Annotated in this window: 17 protein-coding genes; 6 read left to right on the top strand and 11 right to left on the bottom strand. The window is 62.1% G+C overall.

Annotation, left to right across the window (positions count from 1 at the left end; all coding sequences use genetic code 11):
• The first annotated feature begins 160 nt into the window (after positions 1-160).
• A complete protein-coding gene (locus B1756_RS12785) occupies positions 161-1,303 on the top strand; it encodes a thiolase family protein (RefSeq protein WP_086890182.1) in 1,143 nt (380 codons plus the stop codon).
• A 170-nt stretch (positions 1,304-1,473) separates the two neighbouring features.
• Here the strand turns inward: B1756_RS12785 and B1756_RS12790 are convergent, their stop codons facing one another.
• The 6 genes from B1756_RS12790 to B1756_RS12815 all read right to left on the bottom strand — a co-directional run bounded on the left by B1756_RS12790 (position 1,474) and on the right by B1756_RS12815 (position 10,893).
• Positions 1,474-2,613, bottom strand: a complete 1,140-nt coding sequence (locus tag B1756_RS12790; protein WP_086888888.1) for an acyl-CoA dehydrogenase family protein — start codon at positions 2,611-2,613, stop codon at positions 1,474-1,476.
• A 153-nt stretch (positions 2,614-2,766) separates the two neighbouring features.
• Positions 2,767-4,320, bottom strand: coding sequence for a long-chain-fatty-acid--CoA ligase (locus tag B1756_RS12795; RefSeq protein ID WP_086888889.1), 1,554 nt, complete (start codon positions 4,318-4,320; stop codon positions 2,767-2,769).
• A 66-nt stretch (positions 4,321-4,386) separates the two neighbouring features.
• A complete protein-coding gene (locus tag B1756_RS12800) occupies positions 4,387-6,594 on the bottom strand; it encodes a TRAP transporter permease (protein ID WP_086888890.1) in 2,208 nt (735 codons plus the stop codon).
• Positions 6,595-6,603: 9 nt separating this feature from the next.
• Positions 6,604-7,668 (bottom strand): TAXI family TRAP transporter solute-binding subunit, encoded by a 1,065-nt coding sequence (locus B1756_RS12805; RefSeq protein WP_086888891.1) that lies wholly within the window; start codon positions 7,666-7,668, stop codon positions 6,604-6,606.
• 125 nt (positions 7,669-7,793) lie between these two features.
• The gene (locus tag B1756_RS12810; RefSeq protein WP_086888892.1) at positions 7,794-9,851 is read right to left on the bottom strand and encodes a TRAP transporter permease; all 2,058 of its coding nucleotides are present in this window, start codon (positions 9,849-9,851) and stop codon (positions 7,794-7,796) included.
• Between the two features lie 13 nt (positions 9,852-9,864).
• On the bottom strand, positions 9,865-10,893 hold the full coding sequence (locus B1756_RS12815; protein ID WP_086888893.1) for a TAXI family TRAP transporter solute-binding subunit: 1,029 nt from the start codon (positions 10,891-10,893) through the stop codon (positions 9,865-9,867).
• Positions 10,894-11,122: 229 nt separating this feature from the next.
• Between B1756_RS12815 and B1756_RS12820 the strand changes: the two genes are divergently transcribed.
• The 3 genes from B1756_RS12820 (at position 11,123) to rdfA (ending at position 14,008) form a co-directional block, all read left to right on the top strand.
• Entirely contained in the window at positions 11,123-12,286 is a 1,164-nt protein-coding gene (locus B1756_RS12820; protein ID WP_086888894.1) for an acyl-CoA dehydrogenase family protein, read from the top strand.
• 131 nt (positions 12,287-12,417) lie between these two features.
• Positions 12,418-13,182, top strand: coding sequence for an IclR family transcriptional regulator (locus tag B1756_RS12825; RefSeq protein WP_086888895.1), 765 nt, complete (start codon positions 12,418-12,420; stop codon positions 13,180-13,182).
• Positions 13,183-13,390: 208 nt separating this feature from the next.
• Positions 13,391-14,008, top strand: a complete 618-nt coding sequence (rdfA, locus tag B1756_RS12830) for a rod-determining factor RdfA (RefSeq protein ID WP_086888896.1) — start codon at positions 13,391-13,393, stop codon at positions 14,006-14,008.
• A gap of 131 nt (positions 14,009-14,139) precedes the next feature.
• On the opposite strand, the gene B1756_RS12835 is transcribed toward rdfA, so the two are convergent.
• The 5 genes from B1756_RS12835 to B1756_RS12855 form a co-directional block, all read right to left on the bottom strand.
• Positions 14,140-16,119, bottom strand: a complete 1,980-nt coding sequence (locus tag B1756_RS12835) for an archaea-specific SMC-related protein (RefSeq protein ID WP_086888897.1) — start codon at positions 16,117-16,119, stop codon at positions 14,140-14,142.
• 99 nt (positions 16,120-16,218) lie between these two features.
• Entirely contained in the window at positions 16,219-16,980 is a 762-nt protein-coding gene (locus tag B1756_RS12840) for an IclR family transcriptional regulator (protein ID WP_086888898.1), read from the bottom strand.
• A 752-nt stretch (positions 16,981-17,732) separates the two neighbouring features.
• A complete protein-coding gene (locus tag B1756_RS12845; RefSeq protein WP_086888899.1) occupies positions 17,733-18,440 on the bottom strand; it encodes an ABC transporter ATP-binding protein in 708 nt (235 codons plus the stop codon).
• The gene (locus tag B1756_RS12850; protein ID WP_086888900.1) at positions 18,437-19,216 is read right to left on the bottom strand and encodes an ABC transporter ATP-binding protein; all 780 of its coding nucleotides are present in this window, start codon (positions 19,214-19,216) and stop codon (positions 18,437-18,439) included. The genes B1756_RS12845 and B1756_RS12850 overlap by 4 nt, the downstream gene beginning before the upstream one ends.
• Before the next feature lie 12 nt (positions 19,217-19,228).
• On the bottom strand, positions 19,229-20,287 hold the full coding sequence (locus B1756_RS12855) for a branched-chain amino acid ABC transporter permease (RefSeq protein ID WP_161493181.1): 1,059 nt from the start codon (positions 20,285-20,287) through the stop codon (positions 19,229-19,231).
• Positions 20,288-20,439: 152 nt separating this feature from the next.
• On the opposite strand from B1756_RS12855, the gene B1756_RS12860 reads away from it, so the two are divergent.
• Positions 20,440-21,717 carry an ABC transporter substrate-binding protein gene (locus B1756_RS12860; RefSeq protein WP_161493182.1) on the top strand — a complete coding sequence of 426 codons (1,278 nt, stop codon included), beginning with the start codon at positions 20,440-20,442 and terminating at the stop codon, positions 21,715-21,717.
• Between the two features lie 6 nt (positions 21,718-21,723).
• Positions 21,724-22,584: a branched-chain amino acid ABC transporter permease gene (locus tag B1756_RS12865; protein ID WP_086888903.1), complete on the top strand. Its 861-nt coding sequence runs from the start codon at positions 21,724-21,726 to the stop codon at positions 22,582-22,584.
• The last annotated feature ends 310 nt before the right edge of the window (positions 22,585-22,894 follow it).

A 22,894-nucleotide genomic window follows, 5' to 3' on the forward strand; every position in this document is an offset into this window, starting at 1 on the left:
CGTCGTCTCGCGCCGGCGGCCGACTGGCTTCGTGAGCTCACTCGAGCGGCCGTTTCGAGAACCGGATTCGATCGTCTACGGTGCTCCTTCCGGGAGGGCCGCACGAATCGGTTTCGGATCGGAGACTATACGGCCCGGGTGCGTGTACTGTTCTCTCACGATGAGCGATAGCCAACCCGTTATCGTCGACGCAGCCAGAACACCGCAGGGAAAACACGGCGGCGTCTACGCCGACCTCGGGAGTGAGGAACTCTCGGTGCCACTCGTCGACACGATGCTCGAGCGGACGGGTCTCTCGAGCGACGCGGTCGACGACGTTCGCTGGGGCTGTGCCAAGCAGGTGAACGAACAGAGCAACAACATCGCGCGCGTCATCGCCCTCCTGTCGGAGCTCGGCGAGGACGTGCCCGGGACCACGATCGATCGCCTCTGTGCGTCCTCGGCGGAGGCCATCGCGAGCGCGAGCGACGCAATCCGGGCTGGCCAGCGCGAGGTGATCGTCGCCGGTGGCGTCGAGAACATGACCCGGAACGAACGGCGGAAGGGGATCGACGCGTACGACGGGATCGCCGAGCAGTACGACGCTGCAGGGCTTCAGATGGGGCAGACGGCCGAGACGGTCGCCCGCGAGTACGACATCAGCCGCGAGGCACAGGACGCCTACGGCGCGCGCAGCCAGCAGCGCGCAGTCGAGGCGACCGACGACGGTCGGTTCGACGCCGAGATCGTCCCCATCGACACCGGTGACGAGGTCGTCGAGGAAGACGAGGGACTGCGTCCCGCCACGACGAAAGAGAAGATCGCAGACCTCCCACCGGCGTTCGTCGAAGACGGCACCGTCACCGCCGCGAACGCCTCCCAGATCTCAGACGGTGCCGCGGGCGTCATCGTCACCTCACGCGAGTTCGCCGAAGCACACGGCCTCGAGATTCGCGCGGAGATTCTCGATCACGCGGTCACCGGCGTCGATCCGCGCGTGATGGGAATCGGTCCCGTTCCCGCCGTTCGCAGCCTCTGGGAGCGAACCGGCCGCTCGGCCGCAGAGTACGACCTCGTCGAACTCAACGAGGCCTTCGCCAGCCAGACGCTCTACTGCCAGCGCGAACTCGGCTTCGACGACGACGTCTTCAACGTCAACGGCGGCGCGATCGCGATCGGCCACCCGCTCGGTGCCTCCGGCGCTCGCCTCCCCGTGACACTCATCCACGAACTCGAGCGCCGTGGCGGCGGCCTCGGGCTCGCGACGATGTGCGTGGGTTACGGGCAGGGGATGGCCACGGAGTTCCGCGTCCCCGAGCAGTAGCTCCTGACCCCGGTTCCGTTCCCGGGGCGGTCACACCGACGCCACGGGAGTCGAGTCCGATAGTGATCCGAGAAAGCGATGGGGAAGTGAACTCGAGAAGACCGCGAGCACGCTCCGGGCTCGAGCGGGTAGCGCGAAAAATCCGACGGGACCGATCCGTCGCGAGTGCGTTACAGTACGCGGTCGGCGATGATGCCCTTCTGGATCTCGCTCGTGCCCTCGTAGATCTTCGTGATGCGGGCGTCGCGGTAGTAGCGTTCGGCGGGGTAGTCCGTGACGTAGCCCGAGCCACCGTGGACCTGGATGCCCTCGTCGGCGACCTCGACGGAGATCTCGCTCGCGAACAGCTTCGCCATGCTCGAGTACTTGGCGGCGACGTCCTGATTCTCCTGTTCGACCTGACTCGCAGCGCGGTAAGTCAGCGAGCGGGCGGCTTCGACCTTCGTCGCCATCTCGGCGATCTTGTGCTCGATGGCCTGGAACTCGCCGATCTTCTGGCCGAACTGTTCGCGCTCGTTGGCGTAGTCGACGGCTGCGTCGAGTGCACCCTGGGCGGCACCGACGGCCTGGGCGGCGACGTTGGTACGCCCGGAGGCGAAGAACTCCATCAGCTGGTAGAAGCCCTTGTCGACTTCACCGATGACGTACTCCTCGGGAATGCGCACGTCGTCTAAGATGACTTCCGCAAGGTCCGAGGCGCGGATACCGAGTTTGTTGTCGATCTTCTCTCTCGAGATTCCGTCCCAGTCCATCTCGACCAGGAAGGCGGTGATGCCGCGGTGGCGCTCGCCGGGGCTGGTCTTTGCCATCAGGACGCCGACGTCGGCGACGGTCCCGTTGGTGATCCACATCTTGTTCCCGTTGACGACGAACTCGTCGCCGTCCTTCTCGGCTACCGTCTCCATCCCGGCGACGTTCGAGCCGTGGGCTGGCTCGGAGATCATCGAGACGGACGCGACCTCACCGTCGGCGATCTTGGGCAGCCACTCTTCTTTCATCCACTCGTCGCCGAACTCGATGATCATGTTCGAGCCGAAGCCGGCACTGCCGATCGCAGAGCCGATCCCCGGGTCTGCACGCCAGAGTTCCTCGGTGACGATGGTGCTCGAGACCTTGTCCATCCCGGCACCGCCGTACTCGAGCGGGATGCTCGGTGCGACGAAGTCGTACTCTGCGGCCTTCTTGCGCAGGTCTTCGGGGTAGATCTGTTCCTGATCGTACTCCTCGGCGACGGGTTTGATCTCGTTCTCACCGAACTCGCGAACGGCGTCGCGAATCGCCTTCTGCTCGTCGGACAGACTGAATGCCATATCTAACGATTGTGTGCGAAATACAAAACAGCTTCGGATGTAATCGAACGATGCAAACTAAAATCGCCTGTCAGTAAACGTTGTTAAGATACACTGTCCAGTCTCCTCGGGGATGAACGACGGCCTCGGATCGCCGAGACGGTACTTCAGCAGCTACTCCTCGTCGCTGATCTTGAACTTCTGAACCTTGCCCGTCGTGGTTCGCGGGAGTTCGTCGACGAATTCGACCTCGCGTGGGTGCTTGTACGCCGCGAGATGCTCGAGGCAGTACTCTTTGATATCTTCTGGTGTCGCCTCGGCGTCTGGAGTTGGAACGATCAGGGCCTTGACGGTCTCGCCCCGTCGGTCGTCTGGAACCCCCACTACTGCTGTGTCAGCAACGTCCTCGTGTTCGAACAACAATTCTTCGATTTCGCGCGGGTAGACGTTGTAGCCGCCGGTAACGATCATGTGTTTCTCCCGGTCGACGACGTAGAAGAAGTCGTCTTCGTCCCAGTACCCGACGTCGCCGGTGTGGAACCACGTTTTGCCGTCGGCCTCGGTGAATACTTCCTCGTTGGCCTCCGGAAGGCCGTAGTAGCCCTGCATGACGTTTGGTCCGGAAATGACGATCTCGCCGGTGATTTCGTTCAGATCGACCTCTCCTTCGTCGACTGGCCCTTCCTCGACGCGTGGGACCTCCTCGAAGTCCTCGTCGACGACCTTCGCGTCCATGCCGTCGAATGGCTGACCGATACTCCCCTTTCGGCGAGCGTCCGGTGCGTTCGCGTGAGTCGTCGGGCTGGTCTCGGTGAGCCCGTACCCCTCGTAGAGGGTGACACCGAACCGCTCCTCGAACTGTGCGAGAACCTCGAGCGGGAGGCTCGAGCCGCCGGAGTTGACAAAACGGAGCGAGGAGAGGTCGTACTCTCCGGCATCGGGCTGGTTGATCATGTCGTTGAACATCGCCGGGACGCCGAACATGATGGTGATGCGCTCGTCTTCGATCAGGTTCATGACGTTCTCGGCGTCCCACTCCGGGACGGGGTAGTAGCTCGCGCCGTTGAATAGTCCGCCGTTCATCACGACGGACATTCCGTAGATGTGGAACAGCGGCAGGGTCCCGATCATTTTGTCCTCGGGCTCGATGCCACCAATGAGGTCTGCGTTCGCCTTGGCCGTCCACGCGAGGTTGTCGTGGGAGAGCAAGACGCCCTTCGGCGTTCCAGTCGTCCCGCTCGTGTAGGGCTGGACGGCGATATCGTCGTCCTCCCGGTCGACGACGTCGAGGGATTCGTCGGCCAGGAAGTCTTCGAACGCGGTGGCCCCGTCAGCGTCGCCACCGACGGAAACGATCTGTTCGACGTCCGTCTCCTCGAGAACCTCGCGCACTTCAGGGACGTTGTCGGCGAGTGAGACGACCGCCTTTGCACCGCTGTCGCCAAGGAGGTGTCCGATCTCGCGTGCCTTGTACTGGGGATTCATCGGGACGACGATACCGCCAGCACGCAACGTCCCGTGGAACGCGGTCACGAACTGTGGGAGGTTCGGCAGGTATATCCCGACCCGGTCGTCTGCGCCGATACCGCAGTCTGTGAGTGCCTGGGCGAATCGACCGGCACGCTCCCAGAATCGTTCGTAGGTCGTCGTCTCGCCGTCGAAGACGATCGCCGGTGCGTCGGGTGTCGATTCGACCGAATCAGCTACGTTCGTCACGAGATTAGTCATTCGTTCTGTGCGTCGTGTTAACGTCACAAAAACGTTGTCTTCCCGGCGGCGTGCACGCGTTTCTGGTCACTCGGCTGATGTCTGCTCGACGGGTGTCGAGTCGCGATCGAACTCGTACCCAACCACCATGGTGGCGTAGACGAGGCCCGCGACGATGATGGCAGCACCGACGACCTGAACGCCGACATGGACGATCGAGCCGAACATAGCGACGAACGCGAGTGTACCGTAGGCCGCTCGCCACGGCACCGAGAGGGTTCTTGCACCGTCGAATCCCACGGTTGCGACGACGAGGCCTGCTGTTCCTGCAAGTACCACCGGGAACGCTATTAGTGTTTCGGGGAACGACCAGTAGATGAGGCTGTTATTCGTGACGAACGCGAACGGGATGACGAACCCCGGGGCGCCAATACGCATCGCCTGGACACAGGACCTGGTGAAACTCGCACCGGCAATACTCGAGCCGATCGCGACGGAGACGGCGACCGGTGGTGTAATCGCCGACAGCATGGCGAAGTAGAAGACGAACATGTGGGCCGTGATGTCGGCGACTCCCATCGCCGTCACGCTCGGCACGATCAACATCGCGACGAGGACGTACGCCGCAGGGGTGGGCATCCCGAGTCCAAAGAGGATGCTCGCGAGCATCGCCATGATCAACAGGAAGATCAGTACACCACCGGCGAGCGAGACCATCTGTTGACTGATTGCGCCGGCAAGGCCGGTCCCCTCGATCAACTGGAGGACGACCCCGAGCGAAGCGAGGATCCCGACGAGCGGAGCCATCTCGACGGCACCCTGCTTGAACCCCTCGATCGTCTGTAAGACCGTCCGGAACAGACTCGAGCCGAGTCGTCGAACCGGAAACTCCGTCAGTCCGCGTGCGACCGCGGCGAGTGCCTTTGGGACTGTCGCGAGCAGTGTGACGGCGACGGCGGATTTCGAACCGGCGTCGCTCAGGTCCTCTCTGGCTGTCTCGCCGACACCGAAGACTTCGACCAGTGGATTTCGAAGGAACATGACGACTACGATCGTGATCGTCGTGTAGAGCCCCGCTGCAAGCGGCGTGTATCGGAGGTAAACGAGCGTGTAGAGCAACACGGCGAGCGGAATCGCGAAGTGAAGTCCGCCGAGCAACGAGGTGAAATCAAATCGCTCGATCTCGTCGGTGGTCCACCCGAACTTCAAGACGATGAGATACACCGCGAAACCGACGCTCAGGTAGAACAGCGCGGCTGGAACGATGCCTGCCTGGACGATCGACAGGTACGGCACACCTAGTAGATCGGCCATCAGAAAGGCAGCGACACCCATCACGGGGGGAAGCATCTGTCCACCGGAGGAAGCTACCGCCTCGATCGAGGCGGCGAAGTCGTCGCGGACGCCCTGTTCTTTGATCATCGGGATCGTAAAGCTTCCCGTCGTCGCCGTGTTTGCGGCCGCGCTCCCGGTGATCGACCCCATGATCATACTCGAGACGACAGCCATCTGGACGACGCCAGTTCGGAGGCTCTTGCCGACCTCTCGGCCCACCTCGAGGACGTAGTCGAGCGCGCCGAACGCTTTGGCAATCCCGGCGAACATGATGAAGATCGCTACCCACGTCGATCCAATCTCGAGAATAAAGCCGTAGGTTCCCTGCAGGGAGATCGCGCCTTCGCGGGCGATCCGACTCGGGCTCATTCCGCTGTGGTTCAGGATGCCGGGTAACAGCGGCCCGACGTATGCATAGACGATCGCGAAGACGACGACCGACGTGAGCAGGTTCCCGAACGCTCGTCGCGTCGCGTCGGTCACCAGGAAGACGATCAAAAGCCCCACGAGAATGTCCATCGTCGTATAGCCGACGAGGTACGCTTCCTCGAGTCGCCCGAAGTGGACGTGGACGTATCCGGCGGCGGCGAGCGACAGCGCAGCCGACACGACCGCGACTGTCGGGACGGCGAGCGCTGCAATTCGGCGGAGGAGGGGGCTGACGCGCTCGAGGCGGCCGCCCGCGAACGGGTTTCCGGTGAGTCCCTCACGGGCCTGCAAGATGTAGAACAGCGCGAGCCCCATCCCGAGAAATACGTTGGCGTACTGGGTAGGATCGGAGAACGGCAACGCGTAGGCGTAATAGACCGTCAGACTGGTCAGTCCGACCCCAAATAGGTATACGAGTACCGTCAGGATTCCCGCGAGGGTCACGTCCCCCGGCGATGGCAGGTCCTCTCGGGTCAGCTCGTGTAGCCCGGGCCTGTCGCCTCCATCTCGAACGGATACGTCGTCACTCATGGTAGCTGATTACTCCCCGACGACGAAGTCGTCGTCCCAGACGCCGATCTCTTGGTAGAAGTCGGCTGCCGCGGGGTGGAAGGGGAAGTCATCGTACATACGCGACGTGAACCACTCGTCGTCCATGAAGTATCCCAGGTAGGCGTGGTCGTCTTCCATCTCTTCGCGGTGTTCGTACAGCGTCTCGAGGAACTCGTAGACGACGTCGTACTCGAGGTCGTCGCGAACGACGAAGTTATACGGAATATTGATCGCGACTGCCTCGTCGGGTACGTGGGCGTAGCCGTCGAGGTGGTCTCTGGTCATGTCGACCGTTTCGACTGGAACTCCGGGGTCGTTCTCGAGGTCCTCGACGACCTCCTCGGGCCACTCCAGAACGTACGTGTCGACCGTCTGTTTCATCTCCTGAATCCATGCTGCCTCGAAGTCGAAGTTCGAGATCGTCACGACGCCGACGTCCAGTTGCCCCTCTTGCATTGCACCCGCCTGTTCGCCGTAGGAGACGCTGATGGTTTCGTAATCGTCGAGGGCGTAATCGAGTGCGTCCGTCAGCGTATCTCTCGTCCCCGAGGACCCGGGCGTAGGAGAGATGGTAGCTCCGTCTTCGATCTCGTCGATCGATGTCCAGCCGTGGTTGTTCACGAGCAGCCACGGGAGGTCGTTGTAGTTGAGGATTTGCTGTGGTTCGTAGCCAAGGTCGTCGTATGGCGCTTCGCCCTCGAGAATGTCGAGCGCCGCGCGGTGTTGAATCATTCCGATGTCTGCCTCGCCGCGTCCGAGACGACCGATGTTGTCGGAGGTTCCCTGACTCGGCTGGGCGTCGACGCTGATCATGTCACTGTTGGTGTCGACGGTCGACGCAATCCCCTGGCTGGCGGCATAGGTCCCAGTTTCCGACTCCGAGGTGACGATCACGAGATCCGAATCGTCGCCGCTGCCACCAGTATCACCATTATCGTCTCCGAGTCCGCCATCGAGACAGCCTGCGAGTGCGAGTGTCGAACCGGCTCCTGCAGCGGCGAGGAACGTTCGTCGTGATGTACGAGGTACGCTGTTGAGTCTCCGATCTTCCATACGAACCTCTTATTAATTGACCGGATTTAACGATGTCGGTTACGCTTCGGGTAGCAGTTCCTCGTATACACTCCGGTAACTGGTCCTGCAAGAAAAGCGCGCGAGGGAATCGACGTCGTCCCGGCTCACTCGGGCGTCGACGAGGGTGATGCCACCCTGTTCGAGTCGTAGCCAACGACGAACTTCGCGTGTGCCAGCGTGGCGACGATGACCGTTGCGGCGACGAGCTGGACGCCGACGTGAAGGATCGACCCGTACATCGCTGCAAACGACAGGACGACGTATGCACCGACCCATGGCAGTGAGAGGGTTCGCGCACCGTCGAACCGGACCGTTGCGACGATGATCGCGACGGTTCCTGCGAAGACGACCGGGAACGCGACGAGCGTCTCCATCGACCAGTAGATCAGACTCTCGTTCGTGATCAGGGCAAAGGGGATCAGGAAGCCCGGCGCACCGATTCGCAACGCATTGACACACGCCGTCATGAAGTCGGTGTTCGCAATCCGCGACCCCACGGCGACCGAGATTGCCACTGGAGGCGTGATCGCCGAGAGCATGGCGAAGTAGAAGACGAACATGTGTGTCGTGATCTCCGGAACGCCCATCTCCATGACTCCCGGAGCAACCAGCACGACGACGAGAACGTACGCTGCTGGCGTCGGCATCCCGAGCCCGAACAGGATACTCGCGACCATCGCCAGAAGCAAGACGACGACCAGCAGCCCTCCGCCGAGCCCGACGATCATCGTGCTCGTCCGCTGGGCGAGCCCAGTCTGTGTCAACATCTGGATGATGATCCCCATCGCTGCCAGCACGCCAACCAGGGGAGCCATCTCGAGGCCGCCACGGCGCAACCCGAGAACGACGGTCTCGAGTTCTTCGAGCGGTGCGCGAGGGGAAAGCTCGCTCTGATAGGCCTTTCTCGCGAGAGATACCACGATTCCGATGGCGAACATCACCGCGATCGTGTAGAGACCAGCTGTCAACGGTGTAAACTGCCGCCAGATGAGGAAATACAGCAAGACGGCTAGTGGAACGGCAAAGTGGATACCCTTGGTGAGGACTCGATAGTCGAACGACCCTGTATTCGGCGTCGTCCAGCCGAACTTGAGTACCAGGAAGTGGACCGCGATGCCGACGCTCAGGTAGAACAGCGCGGCCGGGATGATCCCTGCCTGAATGATGGTGACGTACGGAACGTCGACGAAGTCAGCCATCAGGAACGCAGCGACGCCCATTACCGGCGGGAGCATCTGGCCGCCTGCAGACGCGACGGCTTCGATCGAGGCTGCATACTCAGACCGGATGCCCTGATCTTTCATCATCGGGATCGTGAAGCTTCCCGTCGTCGCCGTGTTTGCGGCCGCGCTCCCGGTGATCGACCCCATGATCATACTCGCGATGACGGCGATCTGGACGACACCTGTCCGAAGACTTTTCCCAAGCTCACGACCGACTTCGAGGACGAAATCCATCAACCCGTAGGCTTTGGCGATCCCGGCGAACATGATGAAGATCGCCACCCAGGTCGAACCGATCCCCATCAGCGTGTCGTGGTACACTCCGGTAAGTCCGACGGCACCCTCGGTTGCGACGTCGGTCCAGTCGAGGCCAGTGTGACGGAGCAGCCCTGGTAGATTCGGGCCAATCAGGGCGTGAGCATACCCAATCGATGCTACCGTGACCATCGCAATTACCCAGCCGAACGCTCGCCGCGTCGCCTCGAGTGCCAGCCCAATCAGGATGAGTCCGACGGCGAAGTCTGCGAGTTCGAACCCGAGAAGGTGGACCTCTTCGTGGAGGCGCTGGAAGTTTATCCAGACGTAGGCGCTGGCCGCCAGCGAGAGGGCTCCGAGGACCATCGCCACGTATGGATCTACTCGCGCCCACAGCTGTTGAACCTCGTCGACGAGCCCGCTCTTTCCACCGTCCCCCATCGCCTCGACGTCCTCGGTTGGCGTGTCGTCTGACGACGGCCTGAAGTGTTTTCGCGCCTCGTCGAAGAAAAACGTCGCGAGCCCGAGTCCGAGAAAGATCACCGAGTACTCGAGTCTGATCGTCCACAGCGTGATCGCGTAGTGAAGCGTATACGCCGTGAACAGCACCGCGAGAACAGACGTCACTCCGTTCAATGCGACGTAGGACCGCGGTTGTGATTTCACCCGTGAAAGAACGTTCATTGTCAGTGCCTGTCTATGGCTCGTCGGCGCGTTCGAACCCGTCAGCGAGCCCGTGCTCGTCCCAGAAGTCGTACGCTGCCGCGTGCATCGGCACGTCGTCGAACAGCAGCTCGGTCATGTTCTCTTCGGCTTCGAGCAACTCGAGGACGGCATGATAGTTCCCGAGCTCTTCGCGGTTCTCGTAGAGCACGTCGAGGAAGCCGTAGACGGTATCGTAATCGAGGTCGGTGCGACTGATGAAGTTGTACTCCATCACCGGTGTCGCGATTTCGTCCGGACCGTCCGCGATACTTTCGAGTTCGTCGGTGGGGAACGATTCAACGGCCATCCCGGGATCGGCCTCCCATTCCTCTCTGACGTCGTCCGGTACCGAGAGGATCTTGGTGTCGACCGTGCCGCCGATCTCCTGAAGCCAGCCGGGTTCGATCGAGAAATTCAGATACGTACCGGAGCCGACGTCGAGTCGGCCCTCTTCCATCGCTGGTCCCTGCTCGCTGTATCCGTAGCTGACGCGTTCGTAGTCGTCGGCAGCGAACGATAGAGCGTGTTCCAGTGCGGGAGCGGTACCCGACCCTTCTGGTGTGGGGTTGACCTGGGTCTCTGGACCGATATCCGAGAGTGTCTCGAGTTCGTCGTCGGCGGTCAGGAAGAACCACGGCAGTGAGTAAAAGTGGAGAATCTGTGCAGGCTCGAAATTGACCTCGTGGAACGGTTCGACTCCCTCGAGGATCTGGTTCATCGTCCAGTTCTGGACGTAGACCATCTCTACGTCCTCGCGCATGAGTGCACCGATGTTTGCTTCAGAGCCCGCACTGGGCCGAGCTTCGACAAAAAGGTCGTCGGTGTGCTCGTTGACGACCGCGGCGAGTCCCCCGTTTGCCGCGTACGCGGTTGTTCCCTCCGTTGCCGTTTGCATCCGGATCGTCTGTTCATCTGTCCCCTCGGTATCGCTTCCACCGAGGCATCCTGCGACCGAGAGCGTCGTCCCTGCTGCTGCGCTCGCTAGAACCTTTCGTCGGCTCACGTACCTATCTCTGGCCATCACAATGGAATCGAATTAATCGAGGTGGTTAAAGATGTCGATGCCCGCTTTCACGATCGCGTCAGACGCGGTCCCTTATGGCGATTATTACCTCGGCGCACAGTCCGTGATGACGCCGCTGAGGGCTAACTTGCCGGTCGCCTGTCACTCGAGTTTCTTATACGCGTGTATCGCCGTCCGAAGCGATGGATTCCACAATAGCTAATGCACAGCCGGTAGAGGTACCAGTATGCTCGACTACGTTCAGCTCGAGGAGGACCTCGACCAGGAAGAGAGACTGATCCGGGACACGGCTCGAGACTTCGTCGAAGAACACATCAAGCCAGATATCGGCGAGCACTTCGAAAACGGCACGTTCCCGACCGAACTCATCTCCGAGATGGGTGAACTTGGCTTCTACGCGCCCAACCTCGAGGGCTATGGCTCCCCGAACGTCTCCGAGACTGCCTACGGCCTGCTGATGCAGGAACTCGAGGCGGGCGATTCGGGGCTGCGTTCGATGGCCTCGGTGCAGGGTGCGCTCGTGATGTACCCCATCCACGCCTACGGGAGCGAGGAGCAGAAAGAGGAGTGGCTCCCCGAACTCGGTAAAGGCGAGGCCGTCGGCTGTTTCGGCCTCACCGAACCCGAACACGGCTCGAACCCGTCGGCGATGGAGACCTACGCCGAACGGGACGGTGATGGCTACGTCCTGAACGGCTCGAAAACCTGGATCACGAACTCGCCGATCGCCGACGTCGCCGTCGTCTGGGCGCGCGACCGCTCGGCCGACGAGAATCCCGTTCGCGGATTCCTCGTCGAGACCGACCGCGACGGCGTCAGCACGAACAAGATCACGGAGAAGCTCTCGCTGCGCGCTTCCATCACCGGCGAGATCGGCCTCAACGACGTTTACGTGCCCGAGGAGAACGTCCTGCCGGGCGTCTCCGGGATGAAAGGTCCACTCTCGTGTCTCACGCAGGCCCGCTACGGCATCGCGTGGGGAGCCGTCGGCGCCGCACGGGACTGCTTCGAGGAGGCCCGCCAGTACGCACTCGACCGCGAGCAGTTCGGTGGCCCGATCGGGCGCTTCCAGCTCCAGCAGCAGAAACTCGCCGAGATGGCCACCCAGATTACCCTGGGTCAGCTGCTCGTCTACCGCGTCGCCGAGATCAAAGAACGCGGCGACCTCGAGCCGGCACACATCTCGCTGGCCAAGCGAAACAACGTGCGCATGGCGCGCAACCAGGCCCGAATCGCCCGTGAGATGCTCGGGGGCAACGGGATCACGACCGATTACTCGCCGATGCGTCACATGGCGAACCTCGAGACCGTCTACACCTACGAGGGCACCCACGATATCCACACGCTCGTCCTCGGCCAGGACCTGACTGGCATCCCCGCGTACGAGTAACTGGCACACTCCCGAATTCCATTATGTGGAACAGGCCGTCACCGGCGGCCCGGTCGACCCCGCCTCGTCCCGACTGACGAAGTCGTTCCACTATTCGGAACATTGAACTGGCCGCCGACCGAGTGTCACGTATGGCCAGCAAGGACGGTCAGGGGGACGCCGATGGGGTCTCGACGACCCGAAAGACCTTCGAGATCCTCGAGACCATCCGGGACGAGGAGGGGCTCTCGATCACGGAGTTGACCCGTCGGACTGGACTGCCCAAGAGTACCGTCTTCCGGCACGTCAAGACGCTCGAGGACCTCGGCTACCTCGTCGAACGCGACAGCGGTTACTACGTGGGACTGCGTTTTCTCCAGATCAGCGAGACGGCCCGGACCCGGCGCGTCGGCTACACTGCCGCCAAGCGTAAGGTGTTCGAACTCGGCCGCGAGACCGAGGAACGTGCCGTCTTCATCGTCGAAGAGGAGTACGACGCCGTCTACGTCCACCGGTACGGAAGCCTGGCGGACACGATGATCGGTGCGCGCCGGCCACTTCACACCATGGCCTCCGGGAAGGTCATCCTCGCCGAGTGGGACGACGACGACGTCCGGACGTTCCTCGAGGAGTCGGACCTCGAACCCGTTACCCGCAATACGATCACGGACCCCGACGACCTGTTCGAGGAACTCGAGTGCGTTCGCGAGCGGGGGTACGCGGTCAACGATCAGGAACACATGGATGGACTTCGCGGCGTCGCCGTCCCCGTGTACACGCCCGGAGACGACCTTCTCGGGGCGCTCGGGGTCTTCGGGCCGACCAGCCGGCTCAAAGGAGAGTACCTCCACGACGAACTCACGACGCTCTTACAGGAGAAAGCCGGTGAGATTCGGGTGACGCTCGCCTACGGCTGACGAACTGACTCGGCCCCTCGCGTTCCGCTATGTGAAATTGGGTCTGGTGGAGCAGTTCGTCCCCCTCCTTTCGTCCCGTCGCTCGTCCGGCGGTTTCACCTCGTGAACTTGCTGCTCGTTTCCACCGATTAGTACAGGACGACTCGAGCGCTCGTAACGGGGCCGACCGACCGAAACGGTTTTCGACCGCACGCCGTAACTGTAACCGATGGCAGAGGAACGCGCCAGCCCGGGCCCCCGTCCGAAAGTCGCCCGGCTCATCGACCAGTACGGACTCGAGGGCGTCGGCGACGAACTCGAGGCGAAGTGGACCGATCCCGGTGCGGACGAGAGCCTCCGAAGCCTCGCCGACTGGTTCAACGAACGGCTCCTCCGGACCGCGCTGTCGGAGGCCGGGGTCGACACCCTCTCGGAGGACGTCTCACGCCTCTACGCGGTCCTCGCTGGCGAAACGGGGAGTCGGGGCGAACGAACACAACTCGAGCGCCGACTCGAGCGCGGGGGCGTCGACGTGGCGACCTTGACCGACGCGTTCGTCTCCTACGGCGCGATTCGCTCGTATCTTGTCGGTCACAGGAACGTCACGCCGCCGACGGCCTCACCCGGTCCCGATCGTGAGGATGCCGCGGACACGATCGAACGGCTCAGACAGCGGACCACGACCGTCACGACGGATAAACTCGAGCGACTTCGAGAGACGGACGAACTGGACGTCGGGACCCACCGCGTGCTCGTCGACGTACAGGTCCTCTGTGAACGCTGTGGGAAGCAATACGAGGTGACGCGCCTGCTCGAGACGGGCGCGTGTGACTGTTTTCAGGCGTAGGCCGTCTCGTAGCTCTCGGCTGACTCGAGAGCTGGTTCGACTAACGTATAACAGTGGTACTGCTGTTATGGTATGGGGCCACCGTGTACCTCACCCCGCTGTCACGAAGAGAAGTCGGTGGTCCGAACCGGTTAGATCTCGGTGATCCGGTCGTGTTCGTCGCCGATCGCGGCGGCGTCCTCGGGGAGCAACGCGACGACGAGGTAGTCGGTGTACTCCTCGAAGTAGTCGACGAGTTTGGCGATGCGACTGGAGTCGAGTGCCTCGAGTGAGTCGAGCAGCATGAACGGAACGACCTCGTAGACCTCGTGGACGAGGTAGCCAGCGAGCGCGAAGATCAGGCCCGTCACTTCGCGTTCGCTCTCCGAGAGGTGGTCGATCGTGTCCTCGAAGGTGCGGCCGCCCTCGGTCGAGCGCACGATGTGGAGGTCGAAGGCGGTGCGTTCGACGGTACGTCGTCCCTCGCGAACGGTCCGGGCGACGCGTTCGATCCAGATCCGCTCGATGTTCTCGTACTCGAGCACCTCGAGGACGGCGTCCATGTGCTCGTTGAACGCCTCGACGGCCTCGCGTTCGATCCGGTCGATCCGGGTCCGAAGCTCTTCGAGTTCGTCTCGAACCTCCTCGAGTCGGGCCTCGAGGTCGTCCTCTTCGTCGAGTGCGGACTCGATCTCGTCGATCTCGTCGGTCGTCGTCTCGAGGTCGCGCTCTAAGCGACCTAGCGAGAACTCGAGTTCGTTCGCCTGGCGGTTGAGTTCGAGCAGGCTCTCCTCCTCGTCGTCTTCGCTCTCGTCGGCGTCCTGTGCGGCCTCGAGTGCTTCGGCCTCGGCCTCGAGCTCCTCGATTTCGGCCTCGAGTTCGTCACGGCGCTCCTCGAGGTCTTCGAGGCGTTCTTCGCGGCGGTCGATCTCGGCGTCGACGTCCTCGAGACGGCTCTCGATTCGCTCACGCTGGGAGCGCGTCTGGTCGATCTCGCGGCGTTCAGATCGCAGCGATTTGATCTGGCTCTCGAGGTCGTCGCGTTCTGCGAGTTTCGACTCCTGGAGCGAGCGCAGCCGGTCGATCGTGTCTTCGATTTCGCCGCGCTCGACGGCGCTGCCACAGGTCCAGCACTGGACCGTTTCTTCGTCCGCCAGCAGTTGATCGGTGACGTCGCTGTCGTCGCCGTCGCTGTCGGCGAGCAGTTCCCGTATTTCGGGATGGGCCCCCTCGAGCATCTCCTCGTTGAACTGGACGATGCTCTGGAGCTGGCTGACGACGCTGTCGATCGACTGGGACCGGCGCTGGAGGCGGTCGATCTCGTCGTCGACCTCGGCGCGGTTGAGCGAGCCCGGATCGGGAAGCTCTTCGAGCTCCTCCTCGAGTTCCTCGCGTTCGGACCGAAGGGCAGCGAGACTCTCGCGTTCGGTCTCGCGGTCGAACCGGACGTCGTCGAACGCCGCCCGCCGCTCCCGGAGGGTCGTGAGCTTCTCTTCGAGTTCGCCATCGTCGTCGTCGGTCGTGTCGTCGGCGGACTCGGCGGCCTCGATCGCGTCGGTGATCTCTGCGAGTTCGGCGCGTTTGTCCTCGATCTTGCCCTCGAGGTCGGTGCGCTCCTGTTCGAGTTTCGGAAGTCGTCCCTTGAGCGACTCGAGGCGGTCGAGTTCGTCCGTCAGTTGGTCTTTTTCGGACTGGAGCCGCCGGATGTTGGCCTCGATCTCGTCGGTGTCGACCGGCCGGAGGATGATCTCCCGGAGGTCGTCCTCGGTGGTGACCGCCCGGCGGGCCGGGTTCGATTCGAGCAAGAACGCGAAGAGTTCGGCCAGTTCCGGCTCGTCGAGGAACGGTTCCCCGCCCATGACGACGGTATCGCCCCGCCGTTCGAGCGTTCGTCTGTACGTCTGATCGCCAATCTCGAGTTCGGCGGTTCCCTCTTCGGCATCGGCTTTCAGGGAGGCAGATTCGCCGCCGAGAGCCGCCATGAACGCCTGCAACAGTGACGTCCGATTGGTCGCGTTTCGCCCCGCCAGCACGGTGACGCCCGACTCGAGGCCGACGGTCGTTTCGTCGATACCCCCGACGTTGCGGGCGTGCAATCGTGCCTGCTGGGCGATCGGTTGCTGCGTAGCCATCGTGTACGAGTATTAGCCAGCCAGGTGATAAACCTTTGGAGGGAAAGAGGCGATTACAGCCGGAACCGACAGGGGACGCCGTGTCTGCGGACGCGTCCGTTACGTTCCGTACCGGTACTTGATCGTGATCGAATCGATCGTTTCACGGAGTTTCTGGAGGAGCGTCTGCTGGTACGATTCGTCCTGCAGCCGTCCGGTCGGACAGGCAACGCCGACTGCGCCCTCGAGTTCGTCGTCGACGATGATCGGTGCGCCGACGATCCCCATTCCCGTCACTTGCTGGTCCCAGTCGACGGCGTAGCCCGCTTCGCGGATCGTTTCGAGTTCGTCGTACAGCGTCGCCTCGTCGGTAATCGTCCGTTCCGTCACTTGCGTCAACCCGTCCGTTTCGACGATAGATTCGGTCCGATCCGGCGGTAAGAACGCTAACAGCACCTTACCCGTCGCGTTCGAGTGAAGTGGCGTTATCATTCCGGGGTACATACCAAGATCTAATGAATTATTGCCCCGGACGAGGTGGAGGACGACGGATTTGCCGTCTTCTTCGATTACGAGTGTGATCAGCTCGCCGGTCGATTCGGCAAGTTCGTCCAGAAGCGATTCGGCTGCCTGATAGAGACGGTTTCGGTGCTTGAGTCTCGATCCAGTACCAAGAAACTGATAGCTCAACGAATAGGTTCCTTCGTCGTTCACGACGTAACCGGTCTTCGAGAGGGTCTGGAGGTAGATGTGGGCCGTACTTTTCGGAATGTCCATCCGTCGAGCGATCTCCGACGGCCCGGCGCCGCCGGTTTCCCAGAGTACGTCGATCACCTCGAATGCCCGGAGAACCGACGTCATCGCCGACGTATTTTCGCTCATACCCTGTGTTCGGGTGCGTTCGGTATAAATCGTTCGATCATATTAGACGGCTCTCTCGAGCGACTGCCACTCCTCCAGCAGACGCCACCGCGTGGGAGATACATCTCGAAGCACATGTTTTCTGAACGGCATATTCCCAGGATAGATCTCGCTTCCGTCCGAATACCTGGAATATAGCTACTAACTCGCCGTCGTTTCTCACGATCGTTTGTCGTGGTTTTGAACAGTCATCTCTTTTGACCGAGAAGCACACCGGCGTTGGGTGTGCGTCATCGTTCAATCGAAGGGGGTGTTCTCGGCCTATCGTCGTCGACCTCTGCGTTCTATTACAGCGGTACCGGTGTAAGATACAGTCGACGAGGCTGGTTTCGCCCCACCGTCGAATTCCTCCGTCGCTGGTAGTTATTTGTCCACGATGTTTGGACGCGGTCGATCCGGTAAACCGGATGATTCTGACGGGTCGTCAGGTGCCCGAGGAGCGACGATTTCTGGCACGAGACGCTCGAGCAGGCGAACGCGTGACCGTCTATGCTGATTGAACGGGATGGTTACCGTACACGGCCCACGTGGGGTGAGTCGAGAATCCGGCGTCGACGAGGATTCGACACTCGTGGTCACCGTGGCCTCGACTCGGGCGGGTCGGCTCGTTTGGCAGGACTGCCAGACGGTCGTCCACCGCGGCTTCTGGCCGAACGTGACAGCTGGAAAACGACGTGATCGTTGGTGAGCGATGCGCGTGCCGTAATTTACGGTTATCCGCCCATGAACGATTCGACGAACTCGGTGGACTGGAGGCCTTCGGGCGTCCCGGTCTGTCGGACCGTACCGTTTTCGAGCAGGTAGAGTCGGTCAGCGTGCTCGAGGGCGAAGGTGATGTTCTGTTCGCAGATCATCACGGTGACGTCGAGTTCGGTGATCTGGTGGAGTGCCTCGCTGATGTCCTCTAAGATGACGGGCGCCAGACCGATCGACGGCTCGTCGAGGATGAGGAACTCGGGATCGCTCATCAGGCCGCGACCGAGCGAGAGCATCTGCGCCTCACCGCCGCTGAGCGTCCCGGCCTCCTGGTCGCGTCGTTCTTCGAGACGTGGGAAGAGGTCGAACACCTCGCGGAGCCGTTCGTCCTCGCCGTCTTCGTTGAGGTACGAGCCCAGCCGCAGGTTCTGTTCGACGGACATGTAGTCGAACAGGTCCCGGCGCTCGGTGCAGTAGAAGAGACCGTCCCGGATCAGGTCCTGGGTCGAGGTTTCTGCGACTTCGACGCCGTTTACCCTGATCGACCCCTCGTACTCGAGGAAGCCGCTGACCGTGTCGACGAAGGTCGACTTGCCTGCGCCGTTGGGACCGATGACGCCGACGGTCTCGCCCGCGTCGACCTCGACGTCGACGTCGTGGAGGGCGGTCACCTTGCCGTACGTGACGCCGAGGTCCTCGACGGCCAGCACTGGCGTATCGCTCATTCGACGTCACCTCCGAGGTAGGCCTTCTGGACGACCGGATCGTCCCTGATCTCCTGTGGAGCGCCTTCGGCGATCTTCTCGCCGAAGGAGATCACGACGACGCGGTCGACGAGGTCGAGCAGGCCGTGCATGTTGTGGTCGATGACGACCAGCGTGGTGCCCTCTTCACGGAGGGACCGGAACAGGGAGGCCGATTCCTCGATCTCCTCGCTGGTGAGGCCGGCGAACGGCTCGTCGACCAGCAACAGGTCGGGGTCCGTGCCCAGCGCCCGGCCGATCTCGAGGCGGAGCATCCCGGCGTGGGGGACCTCCTCGGGCGTGAGGTGGGCGTACTCTTCGAGGCCGACGCGCTCACAGAGTTCCCAGGCGCGTTCGGTGGTGTCCGCCCGGAGGTCCGAGACCGAGAAGAGTTTGTCCGGCACCTGCGAGAGTTCGATGTTCTCGAGGACGGTGCGGTCGTTGAGCGGGCGGAACGTCTGGTAGGTACGGGAGATGCCCTTCTTGACGAGTTCGTACTGGGGCATGCCGGTGACGTCTTCGTCGCGGTAGTAGATGGTTCCCTCCGTCGGTGGGAACGACCCGGAGACGCAGTTGAACGTGGTCGACTTGCCGGCACCGTTCGGGCCGATGAAGCCGAGAATCTCCTGTTCGTGGACCGCAAAGGAGAGGTCGTCGACGGCGGTGACGTTCCCGAAGCGTTTCGTGACGTTCTCCAGGCGGAGGACGTCGGTACTCTCGTCCGGTGTGGTTGCCGTTTTGGTAGTTTGGGGTGTCATTGTCTTTGATGATTAGCTCGGTGTTGGGCTCTCTCGGCTCTCCAGAACGTCTCGGCTCCACTCGGTGGCCCAGGGGACGACGCCCTTGGGGAGGAAGAAGAGCACGAGGAGTGCGAGCAGGAAGAACAGGACCATCGAGACGTGGCCGACTGTCGTCCCGAGGATGGGGATGCCGACGTCGCTGGTCTGGAGGGCGTCGCGGACGAAGTAGTAGCCGATGCCGGCGATGGCGGGGCCGGTGATGGTGCCCATCCCGCCGACGATACTGATGATGACGACCTCGATGCTCAGCGTGAGCGCGAGGATTTCGCTGGGCAGCGGGTCACCGACGGGCACGTGGACGAACGCGGCACCGGCGAAGCCACCGACGGCTCCGCTCATGGTGAACGCGAAGATCTTGAACTTCGCGGCGTTGATCCCCGCCGAGAGGACGGCGTCTTCGTCCTCGTGGATGGCGGTGAAGATCGTCCCGACGTACGAGCGCGTGAAGACGAAAAAGAGGGCGTAGATGCCCAGAAACAGCAGGAGGGTGAGGTAGTAGTAGACGAGTACCTCCTGTTCGAACGGCGACTCGAAGCCAAGTGGCGCGAGTGTGGTGCCGATGGTTTCGACGATGCCGTCCGAGAGCACGTCGTCGGGGCTCGGCAGACCGGCGTCACCACCGAGGACGCCCGGGAAGATGTTGACGATCTGCATCAACACGAGTGGCGCGATCAGCGTGATCAACGCCAGGTACGGGCCCCGCAGTCTGAGCGCGGGGAACCCGAGAGCGAAGCCCACGACGCCGGCGAAGATCGTCCCAACGAGGATGGCGATAACTGGACTGACGTCCAGCTGAAGGTTGAGGACGGCGGCGGTGTAGCCGCCGATCCCGAAGAACATACTGTGGCCGAAACTGAGCTGGCCGGTGTAGCCGGAGACGTAGTCCCAGCTCATCGCGAACATCCCCAGGAACATCGCGGCGGTGAGTTGTCTGAGGGTGAGAACATCGAGGACGAAGGGAGCTACCCCCAGTCCAACCAAACCGACGAGCCCGGCGATATACCGGGGTTCGAGGTCTAAACGTGTCATGGCATCACTTACCCGTACACGATACAGGAAAAGCATCCTCATTATATCTTTCTATCCGGGGTACGATACCACCGGCGAGGTACGTAATGTTCCGTCGTACCGGGGGACCAGTACCAGTACATTTATGTGGTATGGACAATCTCTGTTATTCTATGCGTGGGAATGCAACGCAAAGAATAGGACGTCGAACCTTCGTTGGGATGGCTGGTGCGGGAATTACCGCGTCGCTTGCGGGCTGTGCCGGCGGTTCGAACGGTGACGGCCCCGGTGACGACGGCCTCAGTATTGGCCTCCTCGCGTACGAACCAGGTGCCGCGCCGATGGGTACCGCCCAGGAGAACGCAGCCGAACTCGCCGTGCAGGAACTCAACGACGAGGGCGGCGTCCTCGGCGAGGACGTCCAGCTCGACGTCGCGAACTATCAGGGTTCGGCGTCGACGGCGAGCGATCGCTACCTCGAGTTCGTCGTCGAGGACGACGTCGACATCACCGCCGGCGTCTTCCAGACGGAGGTCATGGTCGACCTCATGTCCGAAATCGCCAGCCACCAGACGATCCACATGAGCGGTGGACACACCTCTCCGGTCATCTCGGAGATGGTGGCCGACAACTACGACGACTACCGCTACCAGTTCCGGCCGTACGGGAACGCGGTCCACTGGATGCACTCGATCGCCGACATGTGTGGGTACATGCAAGACCAGGAGGGCTGGGAGCGAATCGCCCTGCTGAACGAGGAATTCGAGTGGACCCAGACGTTCACCGACGACCTGCCGGACGAACTCGAGGACCTCGGTCTCGAGGTCGTGTTCAACGACCGATACCCGGCTGACACGGAGGACTTCTCGCCGCTGTTCGACTCGATCGAGGCAGAAGATGCCGACGCGACGCTGATGGGGATGGCCCACACGGCAGGCCCGGCACTGCTCCAGTGGCAAGAACAGGAACGAGAGTTCGTCATCGGTGGCCAGATCGCCCAGATCGTTAACCCGGCGGCCTACGGTGACTTCGACGGCACCATCGAGTTCGCCATGAGTAACGCGCCGGCAGTCCACACGGCCGAACTCACCGACGAGACGATCCCCTTCGCCGAACGATACTACGACGAGTTCGGCATCTACCCAAACGACGACTTCGCGTACGCGACCTACGACGGCATCAAGATGTGGGCGGAAGTCGTCGAGGAACTGGGTACGGCCGATACCGAGGACGTCATCGAGGGTCTGCTCGATGCCTCCTACGAGGGAACCCGCGGCGTCGTCGAGTTCCAAGGTGAGAACGACGAGTTCCCACACGACGCTCGCTTCGGTGAGGGTTACCTCGAGCGCATCAACTTCCAGTGGCAAGAAGACGACGGCGAGGGCATCCAGAACGTCGTCCACCCGGACCACCACGCGACGGCGGACTACCAAGAACCAGACTGGTACTAGACAACAATGGTCGATTTCGTTGGAATTGCGTCAAACACGTTGATACTGGGATCGCTCTACGCGCTGATCGCGATCGGCTTTACGCTGATCTTCGGTGTCGCCGGGCAGGCGAACCTCGCTCACGGTGCGACGATTACTATCGGCGCGTTTACCGCATGGTTCGTCGCCTCGCTCGGCCTGGGCGTCTGGGTCGGCCTGGCGGCGGCACTGGTCACGGGTGCGCTGTTCCACCTCGTGCTCTACCAGGTGTTCATCAGGCACATCGACGACCCGATCAACGTCCTCATTCTGACGTTGCTCGCGTGGTTCGTCGTGGAGTACGGCTTCCGGGCAGCCGTGGGGACAGAACCTCGGAGCGTTCCGTCCCTGTTCGCCGGCTACACCCCAGAGATTGCCGGCTTCTCGATCCTCTACAACAACCTGCTGATCGTCGTGCTCTCGTGGGTGTTCATCGTCGCCCTCTTCCTGTTCATCAACCGGACGAAGACGGGCCAGGCGATCATCGCCACCAGCATGAACGAGAAAGGGGCCGCGCTCGTCGGCGTCAAGACCGACCGAATCACACTGTTCACCTGGGTACTCGCCGGGCTCCTCGCCGGCTGTGCTGGCGTCCTCTACGCCACCTCGCGAAGTGCGACCTACAGCATGGGCGAGACGCCGCTCATCCTCGCGTTCGCCATCGTCATCCTCGGCGGCATCGGCTCGATCCAGGGCAGCGTCATCGCCGCCTACGTCGTCGGCTTCCTCGAGGTGTTTACCGTCTCTGCAGTCTCGCCACGACTCAGCGGCATGACGGCACTCCTGTTGATCGTGCTCGTCCTGCTATTCAAGCCGACCGGCCTCTACGGTCGCGAACTGCCGGCCTGAATCCGGCCGATCCCACCGGTTCTGATTTCTCGCCAATCCAGTCGTGGGAGCGACGGTGCCATCGACTCGAGTTCACGGGTTCATCGTCGGAATCGCTGCCAACAGGTGCGTTCACCCCGGCTGTGACACCGGTGGACTGGGTCCCGGAGACGATCCTGACGAACACCAGCCGTATCCAGAACTCGGAGCTATAGTAGCCACTGAACGTCGGTGCACACCCGATCGCACGACAGCTTGCGATCGGTGTGGCAACCGTTTCGGTTGTTACTATACCGCTGATGGGTCAGATCGTCCGGATCGACCCGACCAG

Source organism: Natrarchaeobaculum aegyptiacum (assembly GCF_002156705.1).
Classification (GTDB): Archaea; Halobacteriota; Halobacteria; order Halobacteriales; family Natrialbaceae; genus Natrarchaeobaculum; species Natrarchaeobaculum aegyptiacum.